13 protein-coding genes are annotated in these 15957 nt (G+C 42.1%); 8 read left to right on the top strand and 5 right to left on the bottom strand.

Annotated elements, in window-relative coordinates; translation table 11 throughout:
• Positions 1-3 precede the first annotated feature (3 nt).
• Together NMG48_RS18535 and hpsJ-A are read left to right on the top strand one after the other, a co-directional pair.
• Positions 4-804 (top strand): cyanoexosortase A system-associated protein, encoded by an 801-nt coding sequence (locus NMG48_RS18535; protein WP_271252908.1) that lies wholly within the window; start codon positions 4-6, stop codon positions 802-804.
• Positions 805-1005: 201 nt separating this feature from the next.
• A complete protein-coding gene (gene hpsJ-A / locus NMG48_RS18540; RefSeq protein ID WP_271252909.1) occupies positions 1006-1800 on the top strand; it encodes an HpsJ-like protein, cyanoexosortase A-associated in 795 nt (264 codons plus the stop codon).
• Positions 1801-2010: 210 nt separating this feature from the next.
• Here hpsJ-A and NMG48_RS18545 read toward each other — a convergent pair whose 3' ends face one another.
• Positions 2011-3198, bottom strand: a complete 1188-nt coding sequence (locus tag NMG48_RS18545; protein ID WP_271252910.1) for an NAD(P)/FAD-dependent oxidoreductase — start codon at positions 3196-3198, stop codon at positions 2011-2013.
• Between the two features lie 219 nt (positions 3199-3417).
• On the opposite strand from NMG48_RS18545, the gene NMG48_RS18550 reads away from it, so the two are divergent.
• The gene (locus NMG48_RS18550; RefSeq protein WP_271252911.1) at positions 3418-5403 is read left to right on the top strand and encodes a sensor histidine kinase; all 1986 of its coding nucleotides are present in this window, start codon (positions 3418-3420) and stop codon (positions 5401-5403) included.
• A gap of 101 nt (positions 5404-5504) precedes the next feature.
• On the opposite strand, the gene NMG48_RS18555 is transcribed toward NMG48_RS18550, so the two are convergent.
• Both NMG48_RS18555 and NMG48_RS18560 read right to left on the bottom strand, forming a co-directional pair.
• On the bottom strand, positions 5505-6260 hold the full coding sequence (locus tag NMG48_RS18555; RefSeq protein WP_271252912.1) for an ABC transporter ATP-binding protein: 756 nt from the start codon (positions 6258-6260) through the stop codon (positions 5505-5507).
• Positions 6261-6363: 103 nt separating this feature from the next.
• A complete protein-coding gene (locus tag NMG48_RS18560; protein ID WP_271252913.1) occupies positions 6364-7590 on the bottom strand; it encodes an ABC transporter permease in 1227 nt (408 codons plus the stop codon).
• A 203-nt stretch (positions 7591-7793) separates the two neighbouring features.
• Between NMG48_RS18560 and NMG48_RS18565 the strand changes: the two genes are divergently transcribed.
• The 4 genes from NMG48_RS18565 to NMG48_RS18580 all read left to right on the top strand — a co-directional run bounded on the left by NMG48_RS18565 (position 7794) and on the right by NMG48_RS18580 (position 10494).
• A complete protein-coding gene (locus tag NMG48_RS18565) occupies positions 7794-8036 on the top strand; it encodes a 2TM domain-containing protein (protein ID WP_169364839.1) in 243 nt (80 codons plus the stop codon).
• 110 nt (positions 8037-8146) lie between these two features.
• Positions 8147-8596, top strand: coding sequence for a DUF29 domain-containing protein (locus NMG48_RS18570; protein ID WP_271252914.1), 450 nt, complete (start codon positions 8147-8149; stop codon positions 8594-8596).
• 283 nt (positions 8597-8879) lie between these two features.
• On the top strand, positions 8880-9170 hold the full coding sequence (locus tag NMG48_RS18575; RefSeq protein ID WP_169364829.1) for a DUF3181 family protein: 291 nt from the start codon (positions 8880-8882) through the stop codon (positions 9168-9170).
• 40 nt (positions 9171-9210) lie between these two features.
• Positions 9211-10494, top strand: a complete 1284-nt coding sequence (locus tag NMG48_RS18580; RefSeq protein WP_271255291.1) for a sensor histidine kinase — start codon at positions 9211-9213, stop codon at positions 10492-10494.
• A 36-nt stretch (positions 10495-10530) separates the two neighbouring features.
• Here NMG48_RS18580 and NMG48_RS18585 read toward each other — a convergent pair whose 3' ends face one another.
• Positions 10531-11181: a rhomboid family intramembrane serine protease gene (locus NMG48_RS18585; RefSeq protein WP_271252915.1), complete on the bottom strand. Its 651-nt coding sequence runs from the start codon at positions 11179-11181 to the stop codon at positions 10531-10533.
• Between the two features lie 171 nt (positions 11182-11352).
• On the bottom strand, positions 11353-12381 hold the full coding sequence (locus NMG48_RS18590; protein ID WP_271252916.1) for an ABC transporter permease: 1029 nt from the start codon (positions 12379-12381) through the stop codon (positions 11353-11355).
• 340 nt (positions 12382-12721) lie between these two features.
• Here NMG48_RS18590 and NMG48_RS18595 point away from each other — a divergent pair, with 340 nt between their 5' ends.
• Positions 12722-15673, top strand: a complete 2952-nt coding sequence (locus tag NMG48_RS18595) for an NACHT domain-containing protein (protein ID WP_271252917.1) — start codon at positions 12722-12724, stop codon at positions 15671-15673.
• Positions 15674-15957 lie beyond the last annotated feature (284 nt).

Here is a 15957-nt window from a genome sequence, read left to right on the forward strand (position 1 = left end):
AATATGGAAAATGAAGGGGAGCAATCAGCCTCAAAAATAGATCCAACAGAACAGTCAGCCGATCAAATAGATATAGCTAGTCTCGATCAAGTTAAACCAAGCAATGATCTATCAAGTGATTTTTCCAAGCCCAAGTACCAAAGACTTCGCTTTGGGTTACTTGCGGTTTTAGTGACTGGGAGCCTGTTAATTTTTGTGCGCTCAGTTCTTGACAGTGGACTTGGGAAGCCAACACCTCTAATTTTTCCTGAAAATATCGAACTAGCACAGGCAAAAACGACGAACTCAGAGGCAATTATCGATACTAAAAACTTTCCTTTTAAACCCAAATATTTATCGGGACAAAGTTATCGTTTCTTAGTAGATAATCAGCCAATTGATATCGCTTTGAGATATGCAGCAGGTACAGAAGGGGATATTCCTCTCTTTCTCAAAGAATTAATCAATATAGAGTTTAAAGATGATGAGTTCAGACAAAAAATAGTGCGCCGCGATCCCATTGGTTATTATGCAGCGTTTACCTATCAAGATCGGGCATATTTAACTGCTTGCATTAATCCAAGAGGTATTTCTACTGTTACTAAAGAACAATTTGATGATAATGCGAGTAACCATGTGATGGATCGTGATGTCCTCATTGGTTGGTTGCTAGGACAAAGAGATCTCCGCGATCGGCGTTGTCTATGGACATTAATTTCCACACCATTAACATCTGACCGTGATCGCGAGGCAGTCACCCAAAAATTAGAGAAAATTTGGATTTCGTGGTATGAATGGTGGAAACCAAAGTTCCCTCAGCCTTAAAATATCTTTTTTAATTTATGTATTATAGCTGTCTTCACTGGCATTAAGACAAATCAAAACCTAAGAAGCGAGTGGCGACGTTTCGCGTCGCTACTCGTCTTCTAGTTTTGTGTCCTAACAAGACTAATGAAACATAGAATGCCCCAACAGTTCTGCTAATTGATCCGCTTGAGATAAATTTATAACTCCTACTTTGAAAAAATGAGTAACCCTAATTCAAATTCTACTGAGGTAATTACCGCTAACCTACTCCGTTTCGCAGGTTATGGACTTTTATTGCTAGCACTTTCTAACTTTGCTGATGCACTAATTCCACCTAGATTTGGTCAAGATGCTGGATGGGAATTCAGCACATTAGGTAAGCTAGTTGGCACTTCTCCCGTTCCAATTATTGGTTTGATTTTGGTATTTTATGGTGAAGCTACTGCCCGTTCACCTCTTGGCAAGACCATCTTAAAAATTCTGTCGTGGCTGTCTTTAGTATTGAGTATTTTATTTATAGTAATGCTACTAATAGGTATTAGTGCTGCAATTCGTATTAATGGAGATAATAACACTCAAGCTAGTGCAGTTTTATCTCAACAGCTTTCGCAATTCAATACCATTAAGGAAAATCTCAAAAATACCAATGATGCTAATTTACGTAAAGCTGCCGAGTTTATTGAGAAGCGATCGCCAAGTATTAAATTGAATAAGGATAATCCTGCTGAGCTTAGGAAACAGTTAGAAACAGAGATTGTTAAAAATGAAAATGCAATCAAGCAAAATATTCAAGAAGGACAAACTAAAGCAGGTCGTCAACTAATTAAGCAAGCATGTAAATGGTACTTTGAAGCTATTGTTTCAGCCTTTGTCTTATTTGGCATTTGGAATCAAACCAAATGGACAAGAACGAATTCACGACGCAAGAAAAAAGGTGGTAAAACACCAACTAGCTTGGCTGATGTTGCTAGTGCGCCAACATTTGAGAATGAAACATCTGATTCTGAAAATTAAGAAATGTCATTTCTCTCTAGGTCTATTTAACGCGAGTTCGGAATAATTTGAAATGGAATTTTAGAGAGGGTTTGCTACGCAGACCCTCTCTAAAATTCCAAAAGTAAAAGCCTTGCTTAGCAAGGCTTTTACTTTTGGAATTTTAAAATTTGCCAACTTAAACCGAACTGACATTATTTAAAGAATAGGCGGCGCAAAACGCCGCCTATTCTATACAGACTTTCTAAATATTTCAATTAAGGGTTTAGTTAGCCAGTGCGTGCCAATCTTCCATTGATGTTGGAAGGTTGGCATTCTTAGTAAATAGGCTAGCCTTCTTATGGCATGGGCTGGTAATCCATCAATGCTAAATTTGCCAAAAATGGAAGCAGTTGCCCCATCAATTCCTAAACTGATAAACTCGCCTAGAGGAATATAGCTAAAGTTCACTAAGGATTTGTTGTTAATGCTAGCCCAGATATTCCAAGCACAATATTGCGATTGCTGAAAGGCAACCTGCGCTGTAGCTGGTAAAGACTGTCCATTGGTCTCTAGTCCTGCTAAATCACCGATCGCAAATACATGGGGATAGCCTTGGACTTGTAAAGTTGGATCTGTGGCGATCGCGCCAAGGCGATTATGGGCAATGGGTAAATTTTGAATCACCTTCGAGAAAGTGCTACCCACTGTCCAAAGCACGATATCTACGGGTAATGTATCGCTGCCATCGGCATAGTCAAGGGTAACTTCGTCCTCCGTTACTTGAGAAACTCTGGTATTGAGATCTGTCCAGACACCACGTTGAGAGAGGGCAAGCTCAGCGATCGCCCGATTAGCATCAGTAGAGTTAGATAAAATTTTGGCATTGCGATCAACAAGGCGCACCCGACCCCGCTCTTTGAGGCGATCGGCAATTTTACACGCAAGCTCAACACCACTACTACCACCACCTGCAATACATACACGGATCTTGTCACGGTTGGAGGCTTCTAACAATTCCAGCTTGCTATTGAGTCGATAAAAGTCATTTAGATTCCGAAATGGAATTGCATATTCTGAAGCTCCCGCCACAAAGTGCATTGGAGTTTCGCCACCGATCGCTAAAACGAGGTAGTCATATTCAACCAGACTACGCTGACCGATATTAACTTCTACTTGCTGCGCCTCAAAATTAATATTGGTTACGATTCCCTGCATAAACTGGATACCTGTATCTGCAAGTATTTCCGTAAATGTGGGTGCAATTTCCCATTCCTGCATTTCATCAGTGATCAACTCGTAGAGAAATGGCGTAAATAAAAAGCGATCGCTTTTATCAATCAGGATAATTTCAGGCATGACCGCCCAAGGCAGACGGGATAGATTTAGAGCAGTATACAAACCGCCAAAACCACCACCAAGAATACAAATTCGTGTCATGAAAAAATCCAATTCGATTTTTTCATTTTATACGATCACTGGATAGTCCCAAGGAAGCGATGATGTTCTGTGCTACGCACAGAACATCATCGCTTCCTTGGGAAGTGTACACTTCCTGAAAATTAACTTTTGGTTAAGTTTAGGTTATCTGTTTTCACTTGTATCTAAATATTGTCAGAGCTTACTATAAAAACAAGAATTTTTTTAGTTGGGGAAATCGTGGCTAAATCTGTCTTGCTGGCTCAATTGTCAGAAGAGCAATCAATGATGTGGCATAAAGCCTTATCATCACATCAGCTAGAAGTTTGGGCAGCTCCTGAATCACAAGATCTGTTAAAGCTGCTTGCCCAAAAACTTCAAGCTCAACAGCCTTTGCCGGAATTAATTATTTCTGATATTGGTGTGCGATATGGGGGAGGGACATCCTTACTGGCAACTGAACTCTGTAAATGGTGTGCAGAGTATGTACCCCATGTAAAAGTTCTGCTTGTAAATCCTCGGCAAACTCAAATTAAGGAAGTAGAAAAGCGTTGGGCAACTCGTAGGGGAGCGATCAATCTATTACCGAAGATTTCTATAGATAATCTTAGCTATGCTTTTAGCATTGCTGCCCAAGCCTTAGGAATAGAGGTGAAATCAGAGTCCCTGCAAACTGTGATTACCAATCTCAAATATCAAAAGACTCAACCAGATCGAGGTGCAGTTCATGGTAAAAGCATCAGGCAAACTGCAACCGAAGAGTTAGCCCGCAAAATGGCAATGATTCCGTTAATGGTAATGGCAAGTGAGCCTGCAACGGCATCAAATCAGCATTCATCGCCAAAGCAGAAACGTCAATTAGCTCTAGATGCGACTATTTCAGAATTAAAGTTATATGATGTGCAAATTGATTTGGAGCAGGTAGGGGCGATCGCTCGACAGCTCTTTCAAGACAATCCCCTCTTGCCAGCACTTGTAGTTTACGATCAAGGCAACTATGTAGGCATGTTATCTCGTCGCAGGTTTCTAGAATGTTTGAGCAAACCTTATGCGATCGAATTATTTACTAAACGACCATTAAGAGTTCTCTATGAGCAATCTCAATCAAAAATTCTGCAATTACATGGTAATACCTCCATTGTCGTTGCAGCTCAATTAGCCCTCAGTCGCTTAAATGATGAGATTTATGAACCTGTGATCGTCCATCTTGAGGGAGATATTCATTCTGTATTGGATATTCATGATCTATTACAGGCGCAATCTCATATCCATGAACTAGCTACTAAGCTTTTGCGCGAACAGACCCAAACGACGATGTTTCAAACGGAGAAAATGGCAAGTTTGGGACAAATTGTCGCTGAGGTCTCCCATGACATTCGCAATCCTGTATCCGCAATTTATGGCAATACTGAGAGTCTCTTAACTTACATTGAAGGTGTAATGCAAATTTTGAGAGCTTATGAAAAGGAATATGGAACTTCAGCACCAGCTATTAGCGAAACATTAGAACAAGTTGATTGGGATTTTGTGCGCTCAGATTTGCCACAGGTTGTACGCAGCATTCAATCTGGCTCAAAGTATCTACGTCGCTTAGTGGATACTTTACAGAGTCTATCGCATATGAAAGATAATGCGATGCCAGAACCAGTTGATTTAATAGAATGTGTCGATAGTAGTTTAATGATCCTCAGTAGCCGTATTAGGAATATACAGATTGTAAAAAATTATATTAATCTTCCCAAAATCAATGGATATAGCGATCGCTTAATTCAGGTGTTTATGAACTTGATCGGTAATGCGCTAGATGCTTTGATAGATTTGCGATCGCAACCTGATTTGATCAGACAACGGCATCAAATTCTACATAAAGAAGTAGATGAAATTCATAGTTCAGGGAATATTCAGACAATATCGGATATTACATGGCAGCCATTAGTAATGATTTCTGCCACAATTTCCAAAATTGATGATCGCAACTGGGTATCGATCAAGATTGCCGACAATGGTATGGGAATTCCCCATGAGATTCAGGATCGAATTTTTGATAGTTTTTTTACTACCAAAGGGAATACCAAAGGTACGGGCTTAGGGTTAGCAATTTGCCATCAGATTATCACGCAGCAGCATAATGGCAAAATCGTATTGCGATCGCCCTATCTCAATGACAGAGGTGATGTCACGATTGGAACTGAATTTGAAGTGCTTTTGCCAACTGTATTACTATAGGAATTTCCAATTTGCCATAGGCAAATTGGAAATTCCTAAACTTGCCTGAACTTGTTTGTTGTTTTCCAATGGGCATATGCTCATTGGAAAACGTCTATGATTCAAATCACATGATTGAGATCGGAAGGAGATAGGTGATCATTCATGATTTGACCATCGCGGAACCAGATAATCCGTTGAGTATTTCTTGCAACATCTGCTTCATGGGTCACCATCACCACAGTAATGCCACTGTCATTCAGTTCACCAAATAGTTCGATGACTTCAGCAGTAGTATGGGAATCGAGCGCTCCAGTCGGCTCATCGGCAAGTAACATTACGGGATTATTGACGATCGCTCTGGCGATCGCGACTCTCTGCTGTTGACCACCAGACATCTGATTAGGGCGATTATTGAGGCGATGTCCCATGGCTACCCGTTCTAGCGCCGCCGTCGCTCTTTCCTTTTGTTCCTTGGGACGAACATTGGCATAAGCCATTGGTAACATCACATTCTCTAAAGCTGAGAGTTGTGGTAGTAGGTGATATTGCTGGAACACAAAGCCAATTTTGAGATTACGAACCTTAGCCAGATCCTTCTCTTCCATACCTGAGACATCTTCTTCATCTAGGAAGTAGTGACCAGAGGTAGTACTATCGAGGCAGCCGATGATATTCATGCAGGTGGATTTGCCCGAACCTGAAGCCCCCATGATTGCGCAATATTCCCCTTGCTTAATCACAAAGCTGACATTATCTAAGGCTTTTACTAAGGTGTCATCTTGACCATAGTATTTACAAACTTCATTAAGTCGCACAATCTCGCGTCTTGATTCAGATATTTCAGGAATAGGAGTTATGAGGTCGTTAGTTAGCATGTTTTTTGGGCTTTTGGCGGTTAGCGGTTAGCTTTTGATAATTCGTAATTCGTAATTCGTAATTCGTAATTGGTGATTTTGGGAATTCCCCCTTTTTCCTTGCTTAAATACTTCTCAGAGCCACAATTGGATCGAGTCTGGCAGCTTGACGGGCGGGAAAAATACCGAAAAATAGACCGATGCCCCCAGATACACCAACGGCTAGGCAAATTGCACCGATGGATACACCTGCTTGGAGTGGGGAAACTGCGGCGATTAAAAGGATGCCCCCAATCCCGATCCCTGTGCCGATCACACCTCCGAGTAATGACAAAATCACAGCTTCGATGGTGAATTGAGTAAGAATATCACTAGGAGATGCGCCGATCGCTTTACGCAGTCCGATTTCGCTGGTGCGTTCGGTAACTGAGACAAGCATGATATTCATAATGCCGATACCGCCGACTAGGAGCGAAATTCCTGCGATCGCGGCAAGCATGATCGTTAGTGCGCCCGTGATGTTACCCACAATTTCTAGAGCATCCTGTTGGGTACGAATGGTGAACGTGTCATCGGCATTGACATCGGAAGTACGGTGACGCAATCGCAAGAGGTTCGCTATTTGGAACTGGGCAGCGCTGACATTATCGTTACTGGTCGCAGATACGTTAATTACAGCAACGGCAACGCCATAGGGAGAGGTTTTACCTGTGAGGCGACTCGTCATTGTCGTAATCGGCAGAAAGATTGTGTCATCTTGGTTAGTCCCCAAAAATGCACCTTTCTCGGACATGATACCGATTACTTCATAGCTAGTACCACGTATTCTGACTGTCTGTCCGAGGGCGTTACCCTGTGGGAATAAATCTCTGGCGATCGCTGATCCTAAAGTCACAACCCTTGAATTGCGCTTAATATCTTCTGCATTAAAAAAGCGTCCTGACCCAACCTCCGCAGTTCTTACTTTTACATAATTATCGGTTGTGCCAATCAGGGTAGCGCGTTTGGTGTTATTACCTGCGATCGCTAGTTCTGAGCCATTGATCTGGGGGGCGACACTGCGGACAGTTGGTACTTGAGTAGCGATCGCTTCAGCATCGGCAAGGACAAGACGATTGGGCGGTGCGATCACATTACGACGGGCATTATCAGTCCCCGTAATTACAAAGATTACATCCGTACCTAATGCCTGAAACTGCTGCGAAGCATATTTCTGAGCACCTTGACCAACACCCACCATCAAAATTACTGAGGCATTGCCAATGATGATACCTAGCATCGTTAATGTGCTACGCAACCGATTAGCCGCAAGGGTTTTCCCTGCCATGCGTAAGCTTTCCCAAGTATCCATCCTGAAATTTCCTGATTTATTTTTTTAGATATTGCCAAGGCGCAAAGCGTCATGGAGGTATTCATTGGAACTTACCATTACACCTTGGATTTAGCATCATCTCATAGAGCGAAATTAAAATAAGTATAGGCGGCGCAAAGCGCTGTATCAGGTTTTGCGTTAGCATAAGTTTTAGTTGAACCTGACTCAATTCATAATTTTCTATGCCTAAGCTATCCAAGCCGCCAGATCCTAACGATCCTGAATACCAAAATCTTGAACGTAGAGTTAACTTTTATCTGCACCTTGCCATCTATTCCGCTTGCAGTACCTGCATGTGGTTTATCCAATCTATCACCGAAAAAGTATGGATCTGGTCAGTATGGGTCGCAGTAATTTGGGGAATATCGATCCTCGGACATGGCATCTGGGTATTGACTAAGGAAAGGCAAACACAAAAAGCCTAGGCTTGATTACCCATAGGGGAGGTTACGCGATCGCGTAACCTCCCCTATGGGTAATTCTTATAAAATATTTGGTTGCCCACATTCCTAATCTACTGAATAAAGGTAAAGGTATGGAAACTAACTTGTATGAAACTGATTTTTACAGTTGGACAGTGGAACAATCTCAGTTTCTGCAATCGGGAAAGTTTGAGCATCTAGACTTGATCAATTTAGCAGAGGAGATTGCTTCTTTGGGTAGACAAGAAAGACGAGAGCTAGAGAATCGTCTAGGCGTTTTGATTGGGCATTTATTAAAATGGCAATACCAACCCGAAAAGCGGAGTAGAAGTTGGCAAGTAACCATTAACGCGCAAAGGCGAGAAATTCAGAAACTTTTAGCTAACAACCCTAGTTTAAAATCTCATCTAGATGTAGCGATCGCTGAAGGTTTTATCCAAGGATTAGATTTAGCATTTACAGAAACTCCTTTAAAGAAAAAAGATTTACCCTCTGAACTTCCCTATAGTCAAGATCAAATTTTTGATAGTAGCTTTCCTGAGGATATTGATTTTGAATTTTAAAAGGTTAGGATGGGTGGCGCTTCTAAATCACTACGTTGAATTTTAGAAATAGAGTAAAAGTAGAGGTCAGTCAAAATGTCAGCAAGTTTATATGAAACAGATTTTTATAACTGGACAGTAGAAATTTTGTCCTTATACATCTATGCAGATTTTGGATGTCAATTTTCCTGAAGGCATGGAGGTTTAATTTATGGCGATCGCATTAGAATCAAGTTAAAGACTTAAGATGTATGGTGGGGTGCAAAGCACCCCACCAATCACATAGTAATTATCAGTTATCAAAATGAGTACTACAGAACGCATTGAACAGTTAGCTGCGGCGATCGCAGAAGATGTCTACATCGACATCGCGAAGTGGCATTTATATTTGAATGATGCCCATTTGCATCGCCCCCTTGCCGAGAAGTTTTATCCAATGATCGTGGCGGGGATTAAGGCTTCGGATGTGAGCCAAGTCCTAGAAGAAACTAAGATTGCTATAGGTGGCGGTAAACGCGAGATTCCTCTGAGTGATTTAATTCCCAGTTCTTGCCAAAACCGATTGTTAACTATTTTAGAAGAGTTTGACTACTAATCCTGCGCCCAAACCTGCCACCAATCCAGTATTTCAAGCCATGCGCCGCCGCTTAGCTCTGTGGTATGCGATCGTCACAGCGATTTTGCTGATTGTCTTTGCGACGGGATTCTATCTCTATGTGCAATCTACCTTGATCGATCGCATTGATGACACGATCGATCATGTTGCCGAAGTCATCGAGCGATCGCTAATTCGTTCTAATCTAATTGATTTAGAATCAGATTTCAGTCATAATTTTTCGGCAAATGCTCAAGAAATTGATGCCGATCATATTGATATTGATTGGTTTAGTCCCAGTGGAGAGATTCTCTGGACGACTAATGGCAATTCTGATTCTTTGCAACAAAGAGAACGCGGAATTTTGCAGCCAGTTTATCGCACGGTGCATTTGTCGGAAGCGGAACCTTTGCGCCAGATGACCGAACCGATTGTGATTAATGGCAAATTGCTGGGATATTTGCGGATTAGTCATCCTTGGTTTGAAGTCACTAAGCCCGTGAAGCAGCTATTTCTCGATCTCGCGGTAGGGACAACGCTCATGGTAGGTGTAGTTTTGCTATGCGGTTGGTGGTTAGCAGGAATTGCAATGGAACCTGTGCGTGAATCTTACCAACGCTTAAAACAATTTACTGCCGATGCTTCCCATGAATTGCGGAACCCGATCGCTGTGATTCAAACCAATGTCCAAGTAGCGCTCTCCGATCCTAATCCTGATCTAGAGTTTCAGAAATCTCAACTAGAAACCATTGAAAGGATTACGCGCCGTTTAGGAAGATTGATTGAAGATTTACTCTTTTTGGCGCGTCATGATGGCGGGATTACAAATCAGAAGCGTGAGACTTGTAATTTGTCGCAAATCCTCTATGAGGTAGGCGAAGAACAGCAGGCGATCGCCCAGCAAAAACAAATTACGCTCCAATTACCTAGCGAAGATACAAATCTCTTGATATCTGGCGATCGCGATCGCTTAGGACGCTTGTTTACAAATCTAGTTAGCAATGCGATCGCCTATACGCCCAAGGGTGGCAAAGTGAAAATTATTACCCAACCACTCCATTCTACAAATCAAGTACAGGTTCAGGTCAGGGATACTGGGATAGGTATTCCTGAAGCAGAGCTATCCCAAATTTTTGAAAGATTCTATCGCTATCAACCACAAAAGAGTAGCAAGTCTAGTTCTAAATCGGGAAATTCGGCTACGAGTGAATCAGGGCTAGGTTTAGCTATTGCTAAAGCGATCGCCGAAAGTCATCAGGGACAAATCAAAGTCGAAAGCAAAGTCGGACAAGGAACTACTTTCACGGTAAATTTGCCAATTTAATAACGACTGGTGTATGCTTCACGCCCACCATTTGTTCTACTTTTTAGTAAATTTTGAGTAGATCAAAACAGCGATCGCGCCCACCACAAAACCACTGACATGAGCCAAATAAGCTACCCCTGGTAAATTTGGATTTGCCATTGCCGCATAGATAGTTTGCCCAGCAATCCATAAGCCGAGAAATACGACTGCGGGAATAGGAATGGGAATAAAAGAAAATCCAATCCATAATAAGGTCACAATTCTAGCGCGAGGAAATCTGACTAAATATGCACCCATCACTCCTGATATTGCACCACTTGCCCCTAGCATTGGTAGCCCTGACATTGGTGCAGTGATGACCTGTGCTAAGCCTGAACAGACTCCACAGAGTAGATAGAAAAACAAAAATTTCCAGTGACCAAGCTTATATTCAATATTGTTGCCAAATAGATAGAGAAACCACATATTCCCAACTAAATGGAGAATATTGCCATGAAGAAATTGTGATGATATTAAAGTAATTGATTCTCTTATGGGATTAGCAACAAATCCCTTGGGGATTAAAGCCCAATTCCCTATCCATTGCGCAAATTGAAAGTCTAGCAAACTCAACTGATATCCGAAGATCAGGACATTCACCACAATTAAGCTATAGACAACAATGGAAGTATCTTGGGTCGGATTGTCATCATATAAAGGAAACATTACCAATCAACCGCTACGGCTTTATTAATATATCTTGGTTTTAGAGTCCAAAGTGTAATCCTGTGGAAGTAACATCCAAAGGGTGTTACTTCCACAGGATTGCTATAGGAATTCATATTTTTGTTAAAAGTATTGTAAATCAACACTTTTAACAAAAATACCGCGATACGTTTATTCCATATCATCGAGCTTAATACGCGGATCGACAGCCTTAAGTAGTAAATCACCAATCAAATTTCCTACCACTAACATCAGAGTGCCGAGCATCAGTCCTGCCATGACTAAATTTGTATCCTTTTCTTGAGTTGCTTGTAATAGCAATTTTCCTAGCCCCGGCCAACTGAAAAAGAACTCGGTGATAAATGCTCCCCCCAGTAATCCGCCAAACTCAAAGCCTAAGAGAGTAATTAAAGGGTTGATTGCATTACGCAAGGCATGGACATAAATGACTTTATTTTCAGGTAAACCCTTGGCGCGGGCGGTTTTGATATAGTCTTGACGCAATACATCGAGCAAGCTACCGCGCATGATCCTCTGCAACCCTGCAAAGCTAACAATGGTAAGTGTCAAAGTTGGCAAGACCATATGATGGGCAATGTCTAAGAACTTACCTAAGGGTGAAAGATCAGCAAAATTGATACTGGTCATACCACCCACAGGAAACCAGCCTGTATTTTGCGCCAGCATCAGTAATAAAATTGCTAAGACAAAGCTGGGAAATCCCTGTGTGGCATAACTGATGATTTGGATTAGGCGATCGCTCCATGTATTTTGCTTAACAGCGCTATAGATACCAAGAGGGATTGCTAAGAGCCATGTGGTAAACAATGAAGCAAGAGACATTAGTAACGTATTACCTGCCCGTTCGATGATTAGGGGTGTGACGGGTGCTAGACCTTGGCAACGCACGCCTAGATCTCCATTTAAGGTATTCCTCAGCCAGAGCAAGTACTGCATTGCTTCAGGCTTATCGTAATTGAGTTGCTTTTCTAACTGCTCAATTGTCTTTTTAGGGGTGCTAGGGTTATTTCGCAATTCCGAGAAGCAATTTCCGGGGGATTTGGTAATGGCAAAAAAACTCAGGATGGATACGCCCAAAATGACGACAACTGCTTGCCCCAGACGTTTGACCACAAAGCTAGTCGTATCGTTGAGAATAAAACGCCAGAAAGATCGATTTCCTCTATTTGCAGTTGTCATAGCTTGAAATGGCTAACTAATCAATTTTGTTCGTATATAGCGTATATCAATCTAGTGAAGTATAGAGTTGTGTCCCCACCTTCGGCGGGGACACAACTCTATTTGCTTGCTAAAAAAGCGCTATATCCAGTCATATTAATCCAAAAAGTGTTTTCTTTTAAAACTCAGACAAGTTGGTAGAATGTTCACATAAATTTAGGGACTACAATTTTTAGATAGCTGTAACCAGTCTTATTAAAAGCCCAAGAAGCGAGTGGCGGCGCTTCGCGCCGCCACTCGCTATCCTAAATTAAGACTGGCTGACTGCAAGTCCTGAATCATATCCTTGGAGTTTGAGGCGATGATTGATTGGTTGGTAGTTTGGGGTGTGACACAGGCGGCGGGTGTCGTTGTTTATCCAATTTTGGAGACTTTGGCTCAGGATGCGGCAAAGGATTATGGCAAGGACTTTTTTAAGGATTGCTTGAAAAAGGTGATTCACTTGCCTGAAAAGGATGTGCAGAAAGAAGCCTATGGCAAAGCGCTGAGGGTATTCTTAGAACTGATTCAGGATGAACTGCTAGAAGCTGGCTATCAGGAGACATTGCTCAAAAAGTATTACATTCCTGCTCTGAAAAAGTTTATTGATCGCGAAGAAGTCGCATCAACTTTGGGGATGGCGTTTAATGTGGAATGTAAGGCGATCGATACAGCTTTGTTGGTGAGAGTTTGGACAGAGTTAAATTCGCCACTTTTGCCAGAGGATATGAATTGGGACTTTTTGAGTAAGTCCTACATCCGAGCCGTGAAGAAGATTGTCCAGAATTCGGATAAGTTGCGTCCGATTTTTGAGGTGCAGACTTTAGATAAAATCGCCGATGCTGTGCAGGAAGTGGCGGGAATTGCGCCAGCATTTGATTTAGGAAAGTATGCGGAAGGGTTGCGGGAGCAGTATGGCAACTTGAAGCTGGAATCTCTGGATACGACTGGGGTTTATTACAACGAATTGAAATTGTGGAAGATCTTTATTCCTCAGAATTTGCGGGAATGTCAGGAGTTTATTCCGCAGGTGTATGAGTTACCGAAGGATCGATCGCGGCTGTTGCAGGAAAGTGGACAGTTGGATGTGTTGGAACTTCCCGAGGCGGAGTTAGAGAATCATCGCAAGCGCTATGTGGAGCAGCCAGTTCGGGGAGTGTTTGAGGTTTTGGGTGATCCGAATGAGTTGGCGAAGGATGGGGTTGCTAAATATGCGGTGATCTTGGGCGACCCCGGCTCAGGAAAATCGACGCTGTTGCAATATCTGGCGCTGATTTGGGCGGAGCGACCTGTGCGAGATTTGCCTTTGTACCCGTTGCCGCTTTTGTTGGAGTTGCGTACCTATGCCCGTGATAAGCAAGCGGGAAAATGCAAGGATATTGTTTCGTTTATTCATGGCGGGAATATTACCTGTCGCCTGAATCAGCAGGATTTGCATGAGAAGCTGAAGAATGGGGATGTCATTGCCCTTTTTGATGGGATTGATGAGGTGTTCGATCCTGCGTTGCGCGATGAGGTGGTGACGGATATCCATCGCTTTACGAATGAGTATCCTGCGGTGAGATCAGTGGCTACGTCGCGAATATTTGGGTATAGTCAGCACAAACTGAGAGGTGCAGGGTTTCAACATTTTATGTTGCAGGATCTAGATGATGAGCAAATGCAGGAATTTGTGGTGCGTTGGCATGATCTGAATTTTACGGAAGGTGCGGATAAGGATCGTAAACGGGAGCGTTTGCAGAAGGCGATTAGGGAGTCGCGATCGATTAAGGAGTTGGCGGGAAATCCTTTGTTATTAACGATGATGGCGATTCTCAATCGTAATCAGGAGTTACCGAGGGATCGTCCTGAACTGTATAGCCAAGCCTCTAAGGTGTTGTTGCATCAGTGGGATTTAGAAAATAAATTGTTGGAAGATCCCAAGCTGAAAGACTGGAAGATTACGATTGAACTTGAAGATAAGCAAGCAATGTTGCGGAAAGTTGCTTACTATATGCAATCAAGTAAGAGGGGCTTATCTGGCAATTTAATTGCTGCTATTGATTTAGAAAATATTTTGACTGAGCATTTAAGAACTGTTCTTGAAAAAGGAGAGCCTAGAATGGTTGCAAGATTAATAATCAAGCAGCTTCGCACGCGCAATTTCATCCTCTGCGATCTGGGTGGAAATTCCTATGGTTTTGTGCATCGAACTTTTTTGGAATATTTTTGTGCGTGGGAGTTTGTTTGGCAGTTTAAGGAGTCGCAAACGCTGACGATTGAGCAGTTAATCCATGATGTGTTTGGGAACCATTGGCAGGATGAGTCATGGCATGAGGTTTTGCGATTAATTTCGGGGATGATCGAGCCAATATTTGTTGCAGAGATTATTGATTTTCTTTTGGAACACAAAGTTGATAAGAGTGCATTTTTAGATGAGTTTGGCAGACTAAAAAAAGAAGGAGTATCCAATCTCTTACTAGCAGTAGATTGTTTCGTTGAGGTGAGAAACAGAAGCTTGATTGCTCATATATCAAGTAAATTGCTAAAAATTTTGCAGTGTGAGGTGGATCAGGAATATCCTTACACGTTTAATTCTGAAACGGCGGTTAAACTTATAAGCACCATTTCGACAACTTGGCAAGATCGCGCTGAGATATTGGATTGGTTAAAAAAATGTCTTAAATTTAACTCACATTCCTTCATCCCTGACTCAGCAATACAAGAGATTGCCAAAGGCTGGAAAGATGACTCTGATACCCTTCCTTTGCTCCAAGACCGCGCCCTTAATGATCAGAATGAATATGTGAGAATGGCGGCAGTGCAAGAGATTGCCAAAGGCTGGAAAGATGACTCTGGCAGTCTTCCTTTGCTCCAAGACCGCGCCCTTAATGATCAGAATGAATATATACGAAGTGCGGCGGTACAAGAGATTGCCAAAGGCTGGGAAGATAACTCTGATACCCTTCCTTTGCTAATAGACTGCGCTCTTAACGATCAGCATGAATATGTGCGAAGTGCGGCGGTAAAGGAGATAGCCAAAGGCTGGAAAGATGACCTACAAACATTTAATTTTTTATGTGATCGCGCTATCCAAGATCCATTTAAACGTAAAGTAGATTGGCAAATTAATCCCCGTCAAACTGCACTAGAAGCGATTCTCAAACATTACAGCGATAAACCTCAAATATTGGAATTGTTGAAGACAGTCTCTAACAACGATCCTGATGAACAGTTAAAGGAATTTGCCAAGGAGGAATTAGCAAAATTGAGTGAGAATCCCGTAGGGGCATAGCATTTGCGCCACAATTTTTAAAACCCACAACAATATCGATCTGCAAATGCTTTGCCCTCTATGCTTTCACAGATAAATTGTCCCTGCGTTGTGAGGTATTGGGCATAGCATTCCCAAATTATGGCGACCTGAAAATTTATAAATTTCTGTGGGAATGCTATGCCCCTACATTTCCTACAATTCTATAAATCCTATGCGCTTTGTGATTTCAGCGATCGCTTGTCCCTGCGTTGTAAGGTTTTGGGCAAAGAAAAAGAAACCTGCAAAAGTCCAGATCTCCGACT

The sequence above is a fragment of the Pseudanabaena sp. Chao 1811 genome, from assembly GCF_027942295.1.
Taxonomy (GTDB): domain Bacteria; phylum Cyanobacteriota; class Cyanobacteriia; order Pseudanabaenales; family Pseudanabaenaceae; genus Pseudanabaena.

What these genes read in the sequence shown, in the direction of transcription:
- NMG48_RS18565 (WP_169364839.1), top strand. Translation starts at nt 7,794, where the DNA reads ATGCCTAAGCTATCCAAGCCGCCAGATCCTAACGATCCTGAATACCAA.
- NMG48_RS18585 (WP_271252915.1), bottom strand. Translation starts at nt 11,181, where the DNA reads ATGTTTCCTTTATATGATGACAATCCGACCCAAGATACTTCCATTGTT.
- NMG48_RS18535 (WP_271252908.1), top strand. Translation starts at nt 4, where the DNA reads ATGGAAAATGAAGGGGAGCAATCAGCCTCAAAAATAGATCCAACAGAA.
- NMG48_RS18575 (WP_169364829.1), top strand. Translation starts at nt 8,880, where the DNA reads ATGAGTACTACAGAACGCATTGAACAGTTAGCTGCGGCGATCGCAGAA.
- NMG48_RS18580 (WP_271255291.1), top strand. Translation starts at nt 9,211, where the DNA reads ATGCGCCGCCGCTTAGCTCTGTGGTATGCGATCGTCACAGCGATTTTG.
- NMG48_RS18545 (WP_271252910.1), bottom strand. Translation starts at nt 3,198, where the DNA reads ATGACACGAATTTGTATTCTTGGTGGTGGTTTTGGCGGTTTGTATACT.
- NMG48_RS18570 (WP_271252914.1), top strand. Translation starts at nt 8,147, where the DNA reads ATGGAAACTAACTTGTATGAAACTGATTTTTACAGTTGGACAGTGGAA.
- NMG48_RS18560 (WP_271252913.1), bottom strand. Translation starts at nt 7,590, where the DNA reads ATGGATACTTGGGAAAGCTTACGCATGGCAGGGAAAACCCTTGCGGCT.
- NMG48_RS18555 (WP_271252912.1), bottom strand. Translation starts at nt 6,260, where the DNA reads ATGCTAACTAACGACCTCATAACTCCTATTCCTGAAATATCTGAATCA.
- NMG48_RS18595 (WP_271252917.1), top strand. Translation starts at nt 12,722, where the DNA reads ATGATTGATTGGTTGGTAGTTTGGGGTGTGACACAGGCGGCGGGTGTC.
- hpsJ-A (WP_271252909.1), top strand. Translation starts at nt 1,006, where the DNA reads ATGAGTAACCCTAATTCAAATTCTACTGAGGTAATTACCGCTAACCTA.
- NMG48_RS18590 (WP_271252916.1), bottom strand. Translation starts at nt 12,381, where the DNA reads ATGACAACTGCAAATAGAGGAAATCGATCTTTCTGGCGTTTTATTCTC.